Source organism: Faecalimonas sp. LCP19S3_D12 (assembly GCF_052121495.1).
Classification (GTDB): domain Bacteria; phylum Bacillota; class Clostridia; order Lachnospirales; family Lachnospiraceae; genus Faecalimonas.
On the sequence record NZ_JBQKED010000016.1, the window covers coordinates 1 to 16,911 of the forward strand.

20 protein-coding genes are annotated in these 16,911 nt (G+C 39.8%); 5 read left to right on the forward strand and 15 right to left on the reverse strand.

Annotation, left to right across the window (positions count from 1 at the left end; translation table 11 throughout):
• Nucleotides 1-118: 118 nt before the first annotated feature.
• Nucleotides 119-709 (forward strand): ScaI family restriction endonuclease, encoded by a 591-nt coding sequence (locus ACTQXY_RS06415; protein ID WP_441658793.1) that lies wholly within the window; start codon nucleotides 119-121, stop codon nucleotides 707-709.
• Between the two features lie 40 nt (nucleotides 710-749).
• Here the strand turns inward: ACTQXY_RS06415 and ACTQXY_RS06420 are convergent, their stop codons facing one another.
• From ACTQXY_RS06420 to ACTQXY_RS06470, 11 genes are all read right to left on the reverse strand, one after another.
• Entirely contained in the window at nucleotides 750-2,942 is a 2,193-nt protein-coding gene (locus tag ACTQXY_RS06420) for a DNA adenine methylase (protein WP_441658794.1), read from the reverse strand.
• Nucleotides 2,932-3,162 (reverse strand): helix-turn-helix domain-containing protein, encoded by a 231-nt coding sequence (locus ACTQXY_RS06425; RefSeq protein WP_441658795.1) that lies wholly within the window; start codon nucleotides 3,160-3,162, stop codon nucleotides 2,932-2,934. Before ACTQXY_RS06425 ends, ACTQXY_RS06420 begins: the two co-directional genes overlap by 11 nt.
• Before the next feature lie 175 nt (nucleotides 3,163-3,337).
• On the reverse strand, nucleotides 3,338-5,005 hold the full coding sequence (rlmD, locus tag ACTQXY_RS06430) for a 23S rRNA (uracil(1939)-C(5))-methyltransferase RlmD (RefSeq protein WP_441658796.1): 1,668 nt from the start codon (nucleotides 5,003-5,005) through the stop codon (nucleotides 3,338-3,340).
• A 33-nt stretch (nucleotides 5,006-5,038) separates the two neighbouring features.
• Entirely contained in the window at nucleotides 5,039-5,779 is a 741-nt protein-coding gene (locus tag ACTQXY_RS06435; RefSeq protein ID WP_441658797.1) for a peptidylprolyl isomerase, read from the reverse strand.
• 89 nt (nucleotides 5,780-5,868) lie between these two features.
• Nucleotides 5,869-6,507: an endonuclease III domain-containing protein gene (locus ACTQXY_RS06440; protein ID WP_441658798.1), complete on the reverse strand. Its 639-nt coding sequence runs from the start codon at nucleotides 6,505-6,507 to the stop codon at nucleotides 5,869-5,871.
• Nucleotides 6,504-7,538, reverse strand: a complete 1,035-nt coding sequence (locus ACTQXY_RS06445; RefSeq protein WP_441658799.1) for a DUF3878 family protein — start codon at nucleotides 7,536-7,538, stop codon at nucleotides 6,504-6,506. The genes ACTQXY_RS06440 and ACTQXY_RS06445 overlap by 4 nt, the downstream gene beginning before the upstream one ends.
• On the reverse strand, nucleotides 7,529-7,918 hold the full coding sequence (locus ACTQXY_RS06450; protein ID WP_441658800.1) for an HI0074 family nucleotidyltransferase substrate-binding subunit: 390 nt from the start codon (nucleotides 7,916-7,918) through the stop codon (nucleotides 7,529-7,531). Before ACTQXY_RS06450 ends, ACTQXY_RS06445 begins: the two co-directional genes overlap by 10 nt.
• On the reverse strand, nucleotides 7,905-8,219 hold the full coding sequence (locus ACTQXY_RS06455; protein WP_441658801.1) for a nucleotidyltransferase domain-containing protein: 315 nt from the start codon (nucleotides 8,217-8,219) through the stop codon (nucleotides 7,905-7,907). The genes ACTQXY_RS06450 and ACTQXY_RS06455 overlap by 14 nt, the downstream gene beginning before the upstream one ends.
• 135 nt (nucleotides 8,220-8,354) lie before the next feature.
• Nucleotides 8,355-8,639, reverse strand: coding sequence for a DUF2325 domain-containing protein (locus ACTQXY_RS06460; RefSeq protein WP_441658802.1), 285 nt, complete (start codon nucleotides 8,637-8,639; stop codon nucleotides 8,355-8,357).
• 15 nt (nucleotides 8,640-8,654) lie between these two features.
• On the reverse strand, nucleotides 8,655-9,080 hold the full coding sequence (locus ACTQXY_RS06465) for a flavodoxin (protein WP_441658803.1): 426 nt from the start codon (nucleotides 9,078-9,080) through the stop codon (nucleotides 8,655-8,657).
• A 12-nt stretch (nucleotides 9,081-9,092) separates the two neighbouring features.
• Complete coding sequence (locus ACTQXY_RS06470; protein ID WP_441658804.1) at nucleotides 9,093-9,710, reverse strand: DUF3793 family protein; 618 nt, start codon at nucleotides 9,708-9,710, stop codon at nucleotides 9,093-9,095.
• Nucleotides 9,711-9,881: 171 nt separating this feature from the next.
• Between ACTQXY_RS06470 and ACTQXY_RS06475 the strand changes: the two genes are divergently transcribed.
• Nucleotides 9,882-10,343 (forward strand): MarR family winged helix-turn-helix transcriptional regulator, encoded by a 462-nt coding sequence (locus ACTQXY_RS06475; RefSeq protein WP_022251044.1) that lies wholly within the window; start codon nucleotides 9,882-9,884, stop codon nucleotides 10,341-10,343.
• Entirely contained in the window at nucleotides 10,324-11,697 is a 1,374-nt protein-coding gene (locus tag ACTQXY_RS06480) for an MATE family efflux transporter (protein ID WP_441658805.1), read from the forward strand. The genes ACTQXY_RS06475 and ACTQXY_RS06480 overlap by 20 nt, the downstream gene beginning before the upstream one ends.
• A gap of 34 nt (nucleotides 11,698-11,731) precedes the next feature.
• On the opposite strand, the gene ACTQXY_RS06485 is transcribed toward ACTQXY_RS06480, so the two are convergent.
• Genes ACTQXY_RS06485 through ACTQXY_RS06500 form a run of 4 tightly spaced genes read right to left on the reverse strand, consistent with a single transcriptional unit; the run spans nucleotide 11,732 to nucleotide 15,676 of the window.
• The gene (locus ACTQXY_RS06485) at nucleotides 11,732-13,390 is read right to left on the reverse strand and encodes an ATP-binding cassette domain-containing protein (RefSeq protein ID WP_441658806.1); all 1,659 of its coding nucleotides are present in this window, start codon (nucleotides 13,388-13,390) and stop codon (nucleotides 11,732-11,734) included.
• Nucleotides 13,383-15,125, reverse strand: a complete 1,743-nt coding sequence (locus ACTQXY_RS06490) for an ABC transporter transmembrane domain-containing protein (RefSeq protein WP_441658807.1) — start codon at nucleotides 15,123-15,125, stop codon at nucleotides 13,383-13,385. Before ACTQXY_RS06490 ends, ACTQXY_RS06485 begins: the two co-directional genes overlap by 8 nt.
• Nucleotides 15,115-15,321, reverse strand: a complete 207-nt coding sequence (locus ACTQXY_RS06495) for a hypothetical protein (protein WP_441658808.1) — start codon at nucleotides 15,319-15,321, stop codon at nucleotides 15,115-15,117. Before ACTQXY_RS06495 ends, ACTQXY_RS06490 begins: the two co-directional genes overlap by 11 nt.
• Nucleotides 15,322-15,331: 10 nt before the next feature.
• Nucleotides 15,332-15,676, reverse strand: a complete 345-nt coding sequence (locus ACTQXY_RS06500; protein WP_441658809.1) for a nitrous oxide-stimulated promoter family protein — start codon at nucleotides 15,674-15,676, stop codon at nucleotides 15,332-15,334.
• Nucleotides 15,677-15,880: 204 nt separating this feature from the next.
• Between ACTQXY_RS06500 and ACTQXY_RS06505 the strand changes: the two genes are divergently transcribed.
• On the forward strand, nucleotides 15,881-16,126 hold the full coding sequence (locus ACTQXY_RS06505) for a helix-turn-helix domain-containing protein (protein WP_441658810.1): 246 nt from the start codon (nucleotides 15,881-15,883) through the stop codon (nucleotides 16,124-16,126).
• The gene (locus ACTQXY_RS06510; protein WP_441658811.1) at nucleotides 16,113-16,607 is read left to right on the forward strand and encodes a hypothetical protein; all 495 of its coding nucleotides are present in this window, start codon (nucleotides 16,113-16,115) and stop codon (nucleotides 16,605-16,607) included. The genes ACTQXY_RS06505 and ACTQXY_RS06510 overlap by 14 nt, the downstream gene beginning before the upstream one ends.
• Nucleotides 16,608-16,911: the final 304 nt, after the last annotated feature.

The following is a 16,911-nucleotide window of genomic DNA, read 5'->3' on the forward strand; positions in this document are numbered from 1 at the left end:
CGTAAACCATCGAATGGTAGGAGGTTTTAAACAATCCACAGTATCTCCAACAGTATAGCATATAGACCTTGGAGAGGGTCTATAAACACTACTACTTTATAATACGAGGAGTATAATTATGAACTCACCTTATGAAAATAGAATGGTTGCATGTTGGGATGCAATCACTCAGCAATTACTTAATAAACATCCACTCACGGAAGACGAAATTGTAGAAATCGTTCTTGATGCATGGGATTCAATTATGCAAACTAAAATTGGTGGAAAGCTTCAAATCGGAGTTGATGTTTTTCCGAGTCCTCAAAATATGGGAAATTACTTGCACATGTTAATCCCCGCAATTCTTGCAGAGCGTTATCCTGGTATATGGAGGGGCGAAATTGATAAAAGTGACAAAGATATAGTATATATCCCAGATGACACATATTCAATTGAAATAAAGACTTCTTCTCAAAATAGTATCTACGGAAACCGTAGTTATGGTCAAGAAAACAGTGATAATAACTCTGGAAAGCAAAAATTCGGTTTTTATTTAGCTGTCAACTTTGAGAAATTTACTCCGACCAATACTCACCCTCGAATTAAAAGAATCAAGTTTGGCTGGTTAGATCATTCCGATTGGAAAGCTCAAGCAGCAGCGACCGGTCAAAACTCAACTCTCGACAAAGATGCTTGGAATCACAAGCTCAAACTTCTTTATGAAGCATAATTCAAAAGGGATGAGGCAATCATTGTCTCATCCCTTTTTGTTAGGATTTAATATTCCATTTTTCTTTGTATAACTCTGACCACCAACCATTTCGCTTCTTTGTTATTTCAAAATCGCCCGACAAGTCTTCTATCTTTTCAAGAAAATGCTGCAATTTGGTTATCACAACTTTTTTAGACTCTGCATCGTACCTGTAATAGTTTCTAATTTCCGAGAAGAACTTTGCTATTGCAATATTTTGAATATCGGGAACAGTCAATTCTGCTTCTACCTTTTGCAGCTTATCAAGGACAGTTAATATATACTGTCGTGTATTTTCAAGAGCCCTATCTACATCTCCACCCATAAAGAGGTTCATTTGTTCATAGGCTATCTGCTGTTTCTGACAAATCAGCATCAAATCAATACCGATTGAGTTCTTATTCGATGTATGTGCGCCTGTTCTCGTTTCAGCTTGAACGGGATAGCAATCACTCAACAAGAATCCGGCATCGTGGATACTTTCAAGCACCGCTAACCAACTATCCAAACTCTTATCATGGAAAGAAAAAACAAGATAACCATTGTTTTTTGTCTTTTTGTAACATTCAGATAAAACCGAAGTGATTCCATTTTTATAATAATTGAAATCCTTCCCAGTCACAGAATTTACAATTATTTCATTGCTTTTCGGAGATAAGGGTTCAGTAAAACCCATTTCTTTTGCAATACTGCTCTTGTAATTCCATACATGAAAAAAATCAATCAGTTCCGAGTACATTACATTAGCACCGTATGGAGGATCTGTTAAAACCAAATCCACTGATTCATCTGGAATAAACGACAAATTACGAGAATCAGAACATCTTAAAAGCGGATGGGTACTGTCCATGTTCTCATATTCTTCAACAGGAATAGCACACACCTTATCTTCATTTTTAACTTGAATAGAATCATATCGTCCATTATCGAGTCGCTTCGCTGACAAATCATAAATGTTTGTATTGAATTTTTTCCCTCGTAAAATCTTTTTTACAGTTTTGTCAAATGTACCAGTACCCAATTTTGCTCCCCAAACACAGTTCTCAACTGGCATTGCAATGGGTACATATGCATGATTAAAGAAGATATTGCAAATTTTATATGCATTTTGTTGGTAACGGCAAAACATATTATTCATTTCAAGCATTCCAGAAAAAGCAAGCTGAAGCCACAACTGAACATCTTTGTTTTCAACTTCGTTGATTGCTTGCAATAATAACCCCAGACAGAGTAACTGCCGCTCGTTAAACAAGTCCCTGAACCTCTTATAACCGTGGTTCAAAATTTGATTTGTATTATATCCTACAGGAATAAGCTGATTGGGGATTGGCAAATCTTTCTCAATTTTGCAAAAATCCTGTTTTGCCTTATTTATTAACTCAAAATCATATTCATCAGGAGCTTTATAATCATGGGCTCCACAATGCGGACAGCAATACTCAATTGCCACTATTTCCGTTTTGAATGGATATCCAGAGCATTCTTTATAGTCGGACAATACTTTTGACTCACCACAATCAGGGCAAGTGAATACGCCACTTTTTATATATGAATCCTTTGGACTTAACAATTCCCACCCACACGAACAAGTGTATTTCCCATTTTCAAATTTGGTTTTTTCCAGCCTTCCACATTTAGGGCATACAACAGTAAACTCATTTTTTTTGTATGCAATAATAAAACTGGAAAACAGTTTATGCTCCTTACAATGCGATTCTGTTTTTACCTTTTTCACATGAAAAGCATACATTCCGTCAGCTTTTGAACCACAGCAAGGGCATATTGTCTGATAGTATTCTCTAATCCTATTGCCAACTCTTCTCTCAAGGCGCTTCACTTCAGTATTAACGGCGTTTTCATTTACTGGCTCAACTAATGCTTTTGTCACAAACAATGACAATGGCTGTAGATCGTTTCCGATAACTTTACACCCAAATCTAAGTGCCTCAAAAATTGTTGTTCCCCCACCCATAAACGGATCAAGCACGGTGATGTTTTCTTTTTTCTCCGATGCCTCGTAAAACATCTTTAAGATGTCATCCTCTTTATCAGCCATAAAGCCCAAGAGGGACATCCTAAAGTTTGCAGTAATTCGCCTCGCAAAATATTTATGGATGAAGAAAATCGGTTTCTTTCTACTCGCTTCTTTCCTTGATGGCTGATACAGCATATCATATGGCATTTCTGCACTGAAAGGATGCTTATAACCCATTTTCTCCACCTCCATTATCATTAAAATAGAACTCCGCAATGTCTCCTAAGTTACATCCAAGTGACCTACATATTTTCGCAAGACTTTCCATCGCTACAAAGTCATTTTTTCCAAGTTTTGCAAGCACATTAGAACTTATCCCTGCGGTTTCTATCAAATCTGTTTTCTTCATTCCTCTGTCCAATAGTAACTTCCATAATTTTATATATGATACAGCCATAGGCAACTCCTTCCATCTAACATAGATTATGCCATGCACATAATGGTTTGTCAATAAAATATCACTTTATCGTGATTTCTGCATTATATAAATACAGCCAGATAGCCAAATCTTGACCTTCTGGCTGTAAAATCGATAAATGATATAGCTGTCCATACCCAGCTTTGCGTATTTATTAAATCATCCCGAAATATTTCAATGCCGCTGTAATGGCCGCTTCCTTTTCCGGCGGGCATTTCGGCTGTCTGGCGTTTTCAGACTTCGACTTGTTGTAGTTCTCTCGCTCAATAATACCATATTTCTGTTTAATCTGGGCGATATAAAGGGAGGAAACCTTTAAGCCGGTCTGCTGCAACACACGTTCTTTAATCTGTCCGTATGTGGCATCATTTTGAAATCCAGACATATCCATATCCTCCAGCGAGAACTCCACTCGAACCTTCTTCGAGTCGATTTCTCCCTTGGAAAGCAAAACAACCGTTTCCACATGCACTGTATTGGGAAACATATCCACCGCCCTTACCTTTTTTAACTCATATCCATTCTCACACAAATATTTTAAATCTCTCGCCAATGTCGCCGAATCGCAGCTCACATACACAATTCTTTCCGGCTGCATCTGCACCATCGTTGCAAGCAAAGTCTCATCACAGCCTTTCCGAGGCGGATCCACAACAATCACATCGGCATAAGCTTTTTCTCCACCGTGCTCTTGTTTATAATTTTCATAATATTGCGGGAGCACTTCTTCTGCCTTTCCGACGAAAAACTCTGCGTTTTCGATTTCATTCAATGCAGCATTTTTCCTCGCATCCTCTATTGCCTGTGGGATAATCTCCACGCCATACACCTGTTTTGCTTTCTGGGCAAGGAAGAGGGAAATCGTGCCGATTCCACAATATAAATCCCACACAATCTCATTTCCATGAAGACCTGCATATTCCAAGGCTAGTCTATATAGATTTTCTGTCTGCACTGGATTCACTTGATAGAATGACAGCGGAGATATCTGATATCTTATATTTCCAATGTAGTCCGTAATATATCCTTGTCCCCAAAGCACTTTCACTTCTCGTCCGAGAATGACATTTGTGCGTTCTCGATTCACATTCAGAGTAATACTTGTCATACCTGAAATCTGGCATAAGCTATCCACAAGCTTTTCAGAATTTGGAATGTTATCCCCGTTAATAACAAGACAGACCATAATTTCCCCAGTCCGAAATCCATAGCGGATCAGCACATGGCGAAGAAGTCCTTTTCCAGTAGTCTCGTCATATGTTGTAATGTGATGTGTATTCATGAAATCCACAATCATTTCCAAAATTTCTTTGTTCTGTTTTACTCCAAGAGCACACTCTGTGTTTGGAATAATCTGATGTGTCCGTCCTGCATAGAATCCTGTCACAATATGCCCTTCTTTGTCTGTTCCAAACGGAAACTGCGCCTTGTTGCGATAATAGAACGGCTCTCCCATTCCACAAATCGGCTCCATCACCTCATCTAATTCTTCTGGTGAAAATCCACCAATCCGCTTTAAGTTATCACGCACTTTCTTATCTTTAAATGACAGCTGTTTTTCATATGAAAGTTCTTGAATCTGGCATCCGCCACACTGTCTTGCCACTAGACATTTTGCTTCCACACGATTGTGAGAAGGTTCTAACACTTTCATTAATCTTGCATATCCGTAATTTTTTTTCGCCTTTGTAATTTTTGCCTCTATCTTATCTCCAATCACAGCATCTTTGATAAATAACGTGTAACCATCAACTTTGCCAATTCCTTCTCCATTTACTCCAATATCTTCTATTGTTACAACTACCATGTCATTCTTTTTCATATCTTCTCAATCCCAAATCAATTTCCCACAAATTTATTTTTGCAAATATTCTTTTTTCATTTCTTCTACTTTTGCATTATATGTCTCATTTTGTTTCTGCTGAAGCAAAGTTCTTCTGATCGTCTCTTTCACCTCTTCCAATGACGCAACTGTAGCTTCATTTTTCTTTTCTACTTTAATCAAGTGGTATCCAAACTGTGTCTTTACAGGTCCCACTACATGTCCAATTTCTGCTGCAAATGCCGCATCTTCGAATTCTTTTACCATCTGTCCTCGTCCGAATTCTCCAAGGTCTCCGCCTTTCGCTCCTGATGGACATGTTGAAAATTCTTTCGCTGCTGTCTCAAATTCTTTTTCACCAGTTGTGATGGATTCTAAAATAGAGTTACATTTTTCCTCAGAATCTGTTAAAATATGTTTTGCACTGACAGTGTCTCCTTTTGTGAAGTGTTGTTTGTTTGCCTCATAGTAAGCTTCGATTTCTTCTTCCGATACCACAACATCTTTCAAAGTCTCTCTCATAGCCATCTGTGCAAGAATATCTCTTCTTGCATTTTCCACCAGTTTTTTGAACTCTTCCGTTTCCTCTAACTTCATCTCTTCGCCATTTTTCGCAAACATATGTAATGCAATCAATTGTTCCAAGCACTGTTCTCTGAACTGTGGGTTGGAAAGATACGGTTGCTGCTCTCTTGGCACCCCCTGTAAAAACGCATCAAACTCTGCCTGTGTAATCTCTTCTCCTGCTACTACTGCTAAAACTTCCTGACTCATATTATCTTCTCCTCTTCTACTCTTCGCAGCCAACCGACTGCTACTCTTGATGATACCTATATTTCTTCTTTCTTGCAACCAGAATGGCTTTATTTCACTCCAACTTTTTTGCAAATATCCTCCAAACAACATCTGTCACAATGTGGTTTCGTTCTGGCTGTACAGACATCACGACCATGGTATACAAGCCTGTGACAAAAATCGCTTCCTTCCTCCGGCGGAATAATTTTCCATAGCTCCATCTCCACTTTTTTCGGTTCTTTTAAATCCTTGACAAGTCCGATTCTATTCACAAGGCGAATACAATGGGTATCTGTCACAATTGCCGGTTTTCCAAACACATCTCCCATAATGAGATTCGCACTTTTTCTTCCAACCCCAGGGAGTTTTAATAATTCATCAAATGTATTTGGAATATTTCCACCATACTCATCCCGCAAAATCTTCATACAAGCGCTGATATCTCTCGCCTTGCTCTTTCCTAATCCACATGGTCTTACAATTTCTTCAATCTTATCCACATCTGCGGCCGCCAAAGCATTCACATCCGGGTATTTCTCATATAGTTTTTCCACAACGATATTCACTCGTTCATCTGTACACTGCGCAGCCAAACGAACACCAACAAGTAATTTCCAAGCTTCATCGTAATCAAGTGTACAATCTGCGTCCGGATATTCTTTTTTCAATCGTTCAATGACCTCTAGTGCCAATTGTTTTTTTCTCATTTTTCCTCCTTTTCAACCTTTCCGATTCTTCCTAATCCGCGGAAAAATCCACAGTTTTTTCTTATTTTAACATGTTTTCCACATTTTGATACCATGAAATGCACACGGAATACGAAATTTTCAAATTCCAACATCGACACGGTAAATGGATGTTCTTCAGCGACAGTAATCTGCATCCGCTTTTTGTAGTATTCCGGATACGTCCCCTCGAATCCATCTTCAAGCATTTTCACATGAATTTCTTTTCGTTTTCGTCGAATTTCTTCATTCAGACGCGCACCATAATCTCGTTCCGGATACATTTCCGATGCAGACTGAACTTCCTGCCAGATTGTCTCATAAAGCCTCTGCCTTTTCGGGTTCAAAAGTCTCATAGCCAACATTTTTTCTAATATTCGATTCGGAAAATACCGATACAATTTAATGAGCCATAAATACCTCGTATCTTTTGCCTTTCTTGCCAGTCTTTCCATGCAAGTAACCCCTTCATAGGTCGCCGGATATTTTTCCTCCAGTGACTCATGAATCGGTGACCACATGCGAAATGGCGGAAATTCAACTAACCTCAGCAACTCTTTTTCGCTCTTATTGCAATATGCTTCGCCTAGATAGTCGTATTTTTCATAAATTGTTCCTATTATATAAACAAGTTGCCGCCACTGCTCCTCTCCTTTCACCCAGAAATGTCCGATCCTATGGTACTGAAAGCACTGTATGCGCTCTTCAATCTCGCTAAAATAAAGTGTGAAAGCATTCTCCTCACCTTGTCTTATACTCAACACATACCTGTCCTTTTCTACCGCAAGCTTCCCTGTCACTTCAAGCGTATCATCATTCAGATAATTTCCAATCATTTGACCGTTTTTCAAAATCAGATAATTTTCCACTGCGTCGTTCATCATATAAGGAATCAGATAGTCCTCACCAATACACAGCTCAAATACCTGATATTCAAAAACTTCCGCTAATTTTTCAAATGCAGATGAGATACCATCTTCTACGCCGGAAAAATATGTGTAGTCTAAAGCCATCTTGTTTCCACTTCTCTTTTCAATTCGCAAAACATTTCATAAAATTCATTTTTAGCTTTTGTTACAATATCTAGTGCAATACTCTTATTATAAGAATGTGTCACATTATTTCGCTCCTGCAACGCAGATATCCACAGTTTTTCATCTTGAATCATATTCGCTTTATATGCTGTTTTTAAAATAATCTTAGGTGAGCCGGTAGCCCCCTCTTCAAAACCATGTCTCTCTAATATCTCTTTCATCATTTTCCAAGATTGTTCAAAACAAATTTCATATAATCCTACTAAACCGGTCAAAACTACGTTGTCATATGGGGGATCATATTTATATATTTCCTTCATGTTTTCTAAAGCCGCACAAAAATTTTCATATTTTTTCATATAGAATCTTTCCCTCTCTTTCAATGGATTCTCGTAATTCCGGTTGTATCTTTCTTGCTAAATCAACAATATCATATTCGAGCAAAGTAGTTGTCTCTTCGTCAATATCTAACGCAAAACTTTCCACTTCGCCACCTTCTACCGCCAAATCAATATCACTTGTTCTCTTAAAGTCGCCTCTTGCTCGTGAACCAAACAAAATCACTTTTTGAATATGATATTTCTCTGCCAAATCACAAATTTCTCTCAAAACTTCTCCGTTAATTCCTGTTTCTTCCATATCTGCACCTCTATTTTTCATTAAAACCAGTCACCCCAATATTACCATAACGTTGTAAATTTTTCTACCTTAAGTACAGCAAAATGCCCGGACCGTTTCACCTCGTCCGAGCATTTTCATTCACTCAACTAACAACTCTCTCAAGTTAGATTTTCATTATCCCACGTATGCATTTTGAAGAATTTCATTCAACGCACTTTTGCTGCTTGTATGGCAGCGCACGATTTCTGCATTACATTTTTCCGCCTCGGTAATCGCGCATTTTACCATCTTGTGCGACACTGTGTTGGTAAACAGAATTAGTAAATCCGGACTCCCAATCTGCTCACTTAAGTTTGCCGACATCTGCGTAAATATTTTTGCTTTGCATTTATACCCTTTACATATTTTTTTATACTGACAGACCATACGGTCATGTCCGCCAACAATCACAACACTCATAGAAATCTCCCTCTGTTACACAAGCTGTTTTCCAAGTTCTTCACACGCGGCAAGCACTTCATCATCCGGCGCTTCCTGACAGATCAGACCTTCTCCGTTTACAATCTCTGCTCCTGCATTCTGCATACGATCTACCCAATCACGCATCCATTCGCCGTCTCCCCAACCGTAGGAACCAAACAACGCGATTTTCTTGCCTTCCGCAAAGCTTTCTACCGCTTCGACAAACGGTTCCATCTCAGCTTCCTCAAGCACTTCTGCTCCCATTGCCGGGCAGCCAAGAGCGAACACATTCTCATCTTTCAACGCATCCGGAGAAATTGCGCTAACTTCAGATACAACTGCTTCTCCTCCTGCCTGTGTGATTCCTTTTCCGATCGCCTCAGCCATCTCTTCTGTGTTGCCTGTCTGTGACCAATATACAACATTGATTTTGCTCATCTTTCATACCTCCTATACCACTGCTGTCTGCAGTGTATTTTCATTATAATATCCTATAATTTCTTCCATACTGACACCGCTTGAAACAAGCCGGATCAGCATCTCTTTTGCCATCTCAAACTGCTTGAAAATCTCAAGTTTTCTTGCGACGTCTGCATAAACTTTCCAATATCCGGAATACAGAGAATTCTTTCCTCCATGCACCATAAAACCAGTGACATCTTCCACCGGATACCCTAAAAGCAGCCCCATCTCATGCGGAAATATTTTTGAACCATTCATATACGCCCGATAGCGCATCTGAAAAATACTGAGGATTCTTCCAAGCTGGATTTCGACATACCCTTCTTCGCGGAGCACCTCGCTTACATCCTCTCTCTCCAAAAATTTCTCCAATTGATTTCTGCGGAACAAAAGAAGCGTGATCTTCTTTTCATTCTGTAAAAGACGATAGCAAGAAATACCTGTTCTTTTTAAAATTGCCCGCACTAATTTTTCATCTTTGTTTGAAACAATCAACATATTAGAAATTTTTAATCCTGTGATAAGCGGCGCACATTGTAATGCCAATTGCGTCTCGATATTTTTCAAATCCATTCCCTGAACGATTTCAAATATTTCTCTGCTCATATTTCCTCCTCGAGTTAGTTATTTCTAACTTGTGTTTATAATATCTAATTTTATCCTATAAGTCAAGACAAATTATCAATAAAATTGTTCAATAACGCATTGACACGTTTTGCATTCAGTTCTATACTATATTTTGTTTACAAGTAAACTATTTTGAAATCGGAGGTGGATATGAGACAAACCGTGGAAGAGATGCTCGGATACTTTAATCAAATTCGCCGAGTATATGCAAATGAATTGAATTTGAAATTTACAAATGAGAATTTTTCTCCAAATGAAATTTCCATCCTGATTCTTCTTTCCAATAATCCCTCCATCAATACAAGCAGTCAGTTATGTACAATTCTCGGCGTATCCAAAGGGCTGATCAGCAGGAGTATTGATGCATTAGTTGAGAAAGGATACATTATTTGTGCAAAAGATGACGCTGATAAACGTATCCAGCGACTTTCATTTTCTCCTCAGGCAGCTCCTGTCATTCAAAAGCTGAACGAGGAGCTCACAAAGATGAACAATGAAGTTTTACAAGGTATTTCCAAAGAAGAACTTCAACAGGTTGAAACTACAATGACGAAAATTTTGACACGTTTTAAAGAAAGGAATGAAACACAACATGAAAAAAACAATGTCTAGAGAGGTAGACTTAGGGAATGAACCGGTCCGACATCTTTTACTTGTTCTGGCAGTTCCGGCTATTACTTCCCAAGTAGTCAACGCACTTTACAATATGGTTGACCGTATGTATATCGGACACATTCCGGAAGTTGGTTCCACTGCACTTACTGGGGTCGGTGTCTGTTTCCCGATTATTATGATCATCTCCGCATTCGCTTATCTGATGGGAATGGGCGGTGCACCAAGAGCCAGTATCTACATGGGCAAAAAAGACAATGACACTGCCGAAAAGATTTTGGGAAACAGTTTTTCGGCGCTGGTCATTGCCTCCATTATTCTAACAGTCACTGTGCTGGTTTTTCAAGAACCGCTGCTTTATTTATTTGGCGCCAGTGAAAATACAATTTCCTACGCCAAAAGTTATATGACAATCTATGCTATCGGTACGATTTTTGTACAGCTTACTTTAGGAATGAATGCCTTTATCTCCGCACAGGGCTTTTCTACGATTAGTATGATGACAGTCATTATCGGCGCTGTCACAAATATTATTTTGGACCCTATTTTCATCTTCGGTTTCAACATGGGTGTACAAGGCGCTGCTGTCGCCACCGTTCTCTCACAGGCGCTAAGCGCTGTCTGGGCGCTGAAATTCTTATGTGGCAAAAACACGATTCTTCGTATCAAGAAGAAAAATTTAAAGATAAAAGCTTCTGTCTTTTTACCTTGCGCAGCGCTCGGAATTGCTCCATTTGCAATGCAGGCTACTGAAAGTGTGCTTGTTCTTTGCTTTAATTCTTCTCTGCTGAAATACGGAGGTGACCTGGCAGTCGGCGCTATGACGATTTTATCAAGCATCATGCAGTTTGCAATGCTTCCACTGCAGGGAATCACTCAGGGCGGTCAACCGATTATCAGCTATAATTATGGTGCGAAGAAAATAGACCGAATCAAGCAGGCGTTCAAACTGCAGACCATCTCGTGTGTTGTCTATGCCACAATCATTTGGCTCATTGCCGAGTTTGCGCCGTCTATATTTGTATCTATATTCACAAGCGATCCGCAGTTGGCAGAATTGTCACAATGGGCGCTTCGCATTTATCTGGCATGCATCTTCCTTATGGGCGTTCAGGTTTCCTGCCAGCAAACATTTATCGCATTCGGAAATTCTAAAATCAGTGCATTCCTTGCCGTATTCCGAAAGATACTTGTGCTGATTCCACTTATTTACATTTTACCGGCATTCATGGAGGACAATGTCAAAGCAGTCTTTTTGGCGGAACCGATTGCAGATGCCATTGCAATTCTCACAACTGCCACGTTGTTTTATGTTAATTTCAAGAAAATTATAAAGAGCGAGTCACAAGTCTAGATATAAAAAAGATTGCGCTACTGCGCAATCTTTTTTACATCTGTGTCACTTCGTCCACAATCGACATTGTTGATTTGCGATGAGACACAAGTACAATTGTTTTATCTTTCCGCTCTTCCAACAAGCTTTTCAAGATAATTCCCTCATTCAGGCTGTCAATATTGCTTGTAGGCTCATCCAGCAGAATAGTCTTGGCATCATGAAGAAATGCCCTCGCAATTCCGATTCTCTGGCGTTCTCCTCCCGATACCGAATCTCCGAGTTCCCCAAGCTTTGTATCATACCCCTGTGGCAGGGAATCGATAAAATCATGAATTGCTGCCTTTTTCGCAGCCTCAATCACCTCTTCTCTTGTCGCATCCGCCTTCGCCACCTTGATATTATTTTCAATTGTGTCCTGGAACAAGAAGGTTTCCTGCGTCACATAGGAAATATGATTTCGCAAATGCCCTGTGTCAATCTCGTTTACGTTGCGCGTTCCATAGCTGACACTGCCGGAATCTGTCTCATAAAACCGCATAAGCAGCTTTAACAACGTTGATTTTCCACATCCGCTTCTTCCGAGAATACCATGAATCGTATTTTTGCGGATATCCAATGAGAAATTTTTCAAAATTGGTTTCTCTTCTTTTTTGTCTTCCGGGTATGTGAACGTCACATTTGAAATACGAATATCTTCATCCGGAACTTCCACATTACTTTCCACATCCATCACAACCGGTTCCTCGGCAAGCAGGTTCAATACACGATTTCCACTTGCAAGCGTCTGGTTCAGGTTGTTTGAAAGTGCGGACAATGCCGCTGTCGGTCCGAATGAACTCATCATGGCGATGATACAGATAATTGCATTTCCGGTGCTGATCACCCCGTTCGATGCCAAAAGACCGCTATATAATGTCATGCACACTCCCGCGACAAGAATAACCGTATCTGTACTGATTCTCTGTACTGCTTCCTGTTTTTTCAAAGTTGCATTCACCTGCTCCAGATGCTCCGTGAACGCATCCATTTTTTTCTGACGTTCTTTCTGCTTTTCATACTGTAAAATTTCGTCTAATCCATACAGATTATCCAAAACAGTTGTATTTAATTTCCCATAAATACTGCGGTATTTTTGCCCGTGTTTCTGTCCTGCTTTACTGTTCACCACCGGAACGGCCAGCCCGACAAGCAGATAGAACACCGCCGCCAATACCCCCAGTCCCACATGGAACTGTCCGATAAATGCAACCATCACAAGCGACGTGATTGCCGCAATTGCAATCGGTGAAATCGTGTGTGCATAGAACACTTCCAAAAGTTCAATATCGCTTGTGATAATCGAAATCAGATTCCCCTTTTCTTTGCCATCCAGCTTTGCCGGAGCCAATTTTCTCAAAGAGGCAAATATCTGATGACGGATTCTGGCAAGTAATTTAAATGCAATATAGTGGTTACTTGCCTGTTCCGCATAGCGAAGCACTCCTCGCAATACCGCAAATACAACAAGTAGCACGAATATCATTTTCATGGAAATGCCAGTCGCTTCTCCAAGCAGATTTCCAATTGCCGCCCCTCCGAGAATCGTAATAAAAATCGCCATCAAATTTCCGATACATCCCATGATGCTCGCAATACACATCACTCCGAGAAGGGGTTTGATCATACCAATCAGACCAAGCATCACCTGAAATCCATTTCTGTTTTTATTCATTGGCAACCGCCCCCTTTCCAAATTGCTCCAATGCGCTCTGCTGTCTGAATAATCTGTGATAGTATCCATCTTCTTTGCAAAGCGCTTCGTGCTGTCCTTTTCCCACAATCATTCCGTCTTTTAGCACATATATCTGATCCGCAGACACAACATTCGCAAGTCTGTGTGAGATCAAAAGAACTGTTTTTGTTTTTGCCAGTTTTCTCACAACCGCCATAATATCATTTTCACTTTCCACATCTACATTAGAAGTTGCCTCATCAAATATGTAGATTGGCGTGTCATGCAAAAGCGCCCTTGCAAGAGACAGCCTTTGCTTCTGCCCGCCCGAAAGATTAGACGCTTTCTCAAGGAGAACAAAATCCAACCCTCCGCTTTTTTCCACAAAGTCCAACAGATTCACCTCGCGAAGCGCCTCTTTCATCTGTGTTTCTGTCGCATCTTCTTTTCCCATGAGAAGGTTTTCCCGAATTGTTCCTGCAAACAGATAACTGTCATGTCGGATACGGGTAATCTTTCTTCGAAGTGCTTTCAAGTCCATTTTGTCAATTGGCATATCTCCGATAAAAATCTGTCCCTCATCTGCCCTTCTGTCTCCCATTAAAAGCAGCGTAGTGGTACTCTTTCCGCAACCGGATTCCCCGACCAATGCAGTCAATCCATGACCCGCCCGGAAACTGATACCTTCCAGCACCTTTTTCTTTGCCTCATAGGAAAAACTTACATTTGAAAACGCAATCTCATCAGATTCCCCTTCCATTTGGGCAGATTTTTCTCCTTGATCTTCTTCCAAATCTACCAGTCGGAAAATCTTATCCGCTGCAGCATTTCCATTCATCGCAATGTGGAAGAAGGAACCAAGCAAACGAAGCGGCAGGAAAAACTCGGCTGAGATCATAATAATGAAGAAGCATTGCGCCAGTCCGATTACACCTTTTTGATACTCTAAAATACTCAAGATGATACCGACTGCTGCCCCACCGTAGGCTACCAAATCCATAATACTGATGGAATTTAACTGCATGATGAGCACGCGCATCGTTACTTTACGAAATTTTTCCGCTTCCTCATCCATTCTTTTTGCATAACGCTCATCTGCCTGATAAATTTTCAATGTCGTAAGTCCCTGAAGGCACTCCAAAAAGGAATCTCCCATCTCCGTGTATGTTCCCCAATATTTTGCAAGCATCTTTTTCGCAAATTTCTGAACTGCTACAATTGAAAGCGGAATCAACGGAACACAGATTAAAAGCACAACCGCCACTTTCAGGCTCATCGTTCCTACAATGACAAATAGTGTGACCGGTGCAAGCATGCTGTAGAAAAACTGTGGCATGTATTTTCCAAAATAAATTTCCAACTGTTCCACACCTTCCGTGGTGATCTGCACCACCTCAGATGTCTGAAAATATTCTTTATAACTGCTCCCAAGCCGCATCATTTTCTCATACACCATCGTTCGAAGTCTCGCTTTCACCTGCTTCGATGCCTCAAATGACAGCTTGCTGTTGAGCAGCGACATCAAGCTTCGTACAATCACAACAACTGCCAACGTCACAAGTAGCCTGATACTTTGGTTTTGCAGATTTTCTCCACGAACCATTCCAGCTATAAACGCAGCTGTCTGGAGCATCAGCACAACATTTGCAATGAGCATGACCCACTGTGTAAGAACCATCCCCCAAATGTTTTTCTGATTTTCTCTAAATTCTTTGATCAACCTCTTATGAAACATATTGCTTTCCCCTCCTTTTCTTAGTCTTATATTGCACAGCATGGGCTATCCCCAATACGCAAAAAATAACCGCCGAAAGCTTATGCATAGCAATGACTGCCATCATCTCTCCTGTCGGTCTTATCAAAAAACCGCTGACCGCCATCACTACAATCGAAATAATCAACAACTTATCAATAATTTTCTTCTTATTCATTTTTCTTCTCCTATCTCTTTTTTATTTTTCCTTTCATTGTCACCCACATATGGTCCAGCGCCTGAAGCGGATGATAAAACAACATTCTCGGTCCTGCATACTTCATAACTTCTTTGATCTTTTCCTGCATCTCTTTTGAATAACAATGCACTTTGCAGGCACTGCAAAATGTCTTTGTCTCCATGAACGGACATTTTTCCGTTCGGAGCAACGCATAGTCCAACAGTTTCTGACATTCCGGACAGAGTTCTCCCTTGTGCTTGTGTTTGCCGCGACAATACACCTCAGTCATCACACGCAGTGTTTCCTTTTCCTTTTCTCTCTTCTTATTTATGTCCACCATTTTGCTCTCCATTTTTGATATTGATAAGCATTTTCATTTAAAATACATGGATTAGTATATGCTAACTTTTATTTCATGTCAAGAATTTTATCATTTTTAATGTTTATCATTAAATTTTAGTTGACAAACATTTATTCCAAGCATACAATGGAGATATCAAATACAGAATCGAACTTCAAAAGAAGTGAACGAGACTTTATAAAGGAGATTAACTACATGGCAATCATTTTAAGACTAGACCGAATCATGGCGGACCGCAAGATGAGTCTGAACGAACTTTCCACCAAAGTCGGAGTTACAAATGTAAATCTTTCAAAAATAAAAACCGGGAAGATCAGCGCAATACGCTTCTCTACACTCAATGCAATTTGTGACGTATTAGCCTGCCAGCCCGGTGACATATTGGAATTTGTAAAAGATGACAAAACACAGGAAGGAGAACCGAAAGATGAAACCAAATGATTTTGATACAAATATTTCTTATAAACATTCGAAAACATTTTCAACACGCATGCGTATTCTTTTATTCCTTGCGCTATTCATGACCGGACTTATTTCCACAGCCGGCATTATACAAATCGTAACTTGTTTAAAGGAACATATTTGGCAATCGACAAATGTACTTCCTTTTGCATGGAATACGCTATTCTTTTTATGTATTTTTTGTTGTTTTGTATCATTGCTTAAAATTGCTTTGTCAGATCAACCTTTTTCTAAATCGTTGGTCCTCTGTGTTCAGATGATTGGTTGGCTGTTCCTGGCATCTTCCGTTTTGTTTCCGCGTCTTCCAGGTTATCATTCTTCTGGATTTGAGATTTTTAGCTATAGACGTTTTGTTCTGATCGATGGTATAAATCTAACACTGGGAATTCTAATTATCATTTTCGGTTGTTTGATTCATGAAGGATTGCGAATGCAAAAAGATTTAGATGAAGTGTTGTAAATATTCTATCGGACACTTGAATCGATCCTGTAACTCATAAATACAAAGAGAACAGCCTTCCACAATGGTGGCTGTTCTATGCTTTAAAACACTATCGACAGAACGTAAAAACATGAATACTCTTGAGCAATTACAAAAACCATTTTATCTTGAATCAAACGTGACAATGCAGACTGAATCAAATTCTCATTCACTGGCATTCTCCGCCTGATAGCTCACATCCATTTTCTCCAATCTGGCTATTCCATTTATCCGGGAGTTTCTCTACAAATACACGCAAAAACGGCTATGTGAGAAACTTTCT

What these genes read in the sequence shown, in the direction of transcription:
- ACTQXY_RS06470 (WP_441658804.1), bottom strand. Translation starts at nt 9,710, where the DNA reads ATGAGCAGAGAAATATTTGAAATCGTTCAGGGAATGGATTTGAAAAAT.
- ACTQXY_RS06505 (WP_441658810.1), top strand. Translation starts at nt 15,881, where the DNA reads ATGGCAATCATTTTAAGACTAGACCGAATCATGGCGGACCGCAAGATG.
- ACTQXY_RS06500 (WP_441658809.1), bottom strand. Translation starts at nt 15,676, where the DNA reads ATGGAGAGCAAAATGGTGGACATAAATAAGAAGAGAGAAAAGGAAAAG.
- ACTQXY_RS06465 (WP_441658803.1), bottom strand. Translation starts at nt 9,080, where the DNA reads ATGAGCAAAATCAATGTTGTATATTGGTCACAGACAGGCAACACAGAA.
- ACTQXY_RS06425 (WP_441658795.1), bottom strand. Translation starts at nt 3,162, where the DNA reads ATGGCTGTATCATATATAAAATTATGGAAGTTACTATTGGACAGAGGA.
- ACTQXY_RS06420 (WP_441658794.1), bottom strand. Translation starts at nt 2,942, where the DNA reads ATGGGTTATAAGCATCCTTTCAGTGCAGAAATGCCATATGATATGCTG.
- ACTQXY_RS06455 (WP_441658801.1), bottom strand. Translation starts at nt 8,219, where the DNA reads ATGAAAAATAGAGGTGCAGATATGGAAGAAACAGGAATTAACGGAGAA.
- ACTQXY_RS06415 (WP_441658793.1), top strand. Translation starts at nt 119, where the DNA reads ATGAACTCACCTTATGAAAATAGAATGGTTGCATGTTGGGATGCAATC.
- ACTQXY_RS06435 (WP_441658797.1), bottom strand. Translation starts at nt 5,779, where the DNA reads ATGAGTCAGGAAGTTTTAGCAGTAGTAGCAGGAGAAGAGATTACACAG.
- ACTQXY_RS06480 (WP_441658805.1), top strand. Translation starts at nt 10,324, where the DNA reads ATGAAAAAAACAATGTCTAGAGAGGTAGACTTAGGGAATGAACCGGTC.
- ACTQXY_RS06445 (WP_441658799.1), bottom strand. Translation starts at nt 7,538, where the DNA reads ATGGCTTTAGACTACACATATTTTTCCGGCGTAGAAGATGGTATCTCA.
- ACTQXY_RS06485 (WP_441658806.1), bottom strand. Translation starts at nt 13,390, where the DNA reads ATGAATAAAAACAGAAATGGATTTCAGGTGATGCTTGGTCTGATTGGT.
- ACTQXY_RS06460 (WP_441658802.1), bottom strand. Translation starts at nt 8,639, where the DNA reads ATGAGTGTTGTGATTGTTGGCGGACATGACCGTATGGTCTGTCAGTAT.
- rlmD (WP_441658796.1), bottom strand. Translation starts at nt 5,005, where the DNA reads ATGAAAAAGAATGACATGGTAGTTGTAACAATAGAAGATATTGGAGTA.
- ACTQXY_RS06495 (WP_441658808.1), bottom strand. Translation starts at nt 15,321, where the DNA reads ATGAATAAGAAGAAAATTATTGATAAGTTGTTGATTATTTCGATTGTA.
- ACTQXY_RS06450 (WP_441658800.1), bottom strand. Translation starts at nt 7,918, where the DNA reads ATGAAAAAATATGAAAATTTTTGTGCGGCTTTAGAAAACATGAAGGAA.
- ACTQXY_RS06510 (WP_441658811.1), top strand. Translation starts at nt 16,113, where the DNA reads ATGAAACCAAATGATTTTGATACAAATATTTCTTATAAACATTCGAAA.
- ACTQXY_RS06475 (WP_022251044.1), top strand. Translation starts at nt 9,882, where the DNA reads ATGAGACAAACCGTGGAAGAGATGCTCGGATACTTTAATCAAATTCGC.
- ACTQXY_RS06440 (WP_441658798.1), bottom strand. Translation starts at nt 6,507, where the DNA reads ATGAGAAAAAAACAATTGGCACTAGAGGTCATTGAACGATTGAAAAAA.
- ACTQXY_RS06490 (WP_441658807.1), bottom strand. Translation starts at nt 15,125, where the DNA reads ATGTTTCATAAGAGGTTGATCAAAGAATTTAGAGAAAATCAGAAAAAC.